Below are 571 nucleotides of genomic sequence, written 5' to 3' on the forward strand. Positions count from 1 at the left end.
GGGTGGGCGTGGGTTCGTGGCTGGGCATGGTGGGTTTCTCCCGGGGAGGTCGATGTCGGGCCTGACGGTGGGGGGCGTTCCGGAATCCGGCGTTTCGGAATCAGGTCGTTCCGAGCTCCCGGTCGATCAGGGCGAACATCTCGTCGGCGGTGGCCGACGCGACGTGCGTGGCCTCGTGGTCGGGGACGGCCGCCGGTACCGGCCGCGCGGTGGCGCCGGGCGCGGCCTCGGTCCACTTCCACAGCAGGTCCTGGAGCCGCTTGGCGATCGTGTCGTGGGTGGCGCCGTCGGCGGCGAGACCGGTCAGGGTCTCCTCAAGCCGGTCCAGCTCACCGAGGACGGGGCGCGCGGCCCCGTCGCCGTCCGCGTCCTCCGGCAGCAGCTCGGCGCGCAGCCTGCGGGCCAGCGCGAGCGGCGTGGGGAAGTCGAAGACGAGCGTGGCGGGCAGCTTCAACCCGGTGGCCGCGCCGAGCCGGTTGCGCAGCTCGACGGCGGTGAGCGAGTCGAAGCCCAGCTCGCGGAAGGCGCGGTGGGCGTCGATGGCCGCACCGCCGTCCGCGTGCCCGAGTAC

The 571-nt window shown here is 74.3% G+C and carries 1 protein-coding gene; it reads right to left on the reverse strand.

Annotated elements, in window-relative coordinates:
* Positions 1–100: 100 nt before the first annotated feature.
* Positions 101–571, reverse strand: a 471-nt coding sequence (locus KUM32_RS44860) for an acyl carrier protein (protein ID WP_302185274.1), incomplete at its 5' end; no start/stop codon positions are given.

This window comes from Streptomyces sp. AC627_RSS907, assembly GCF_019049165.1.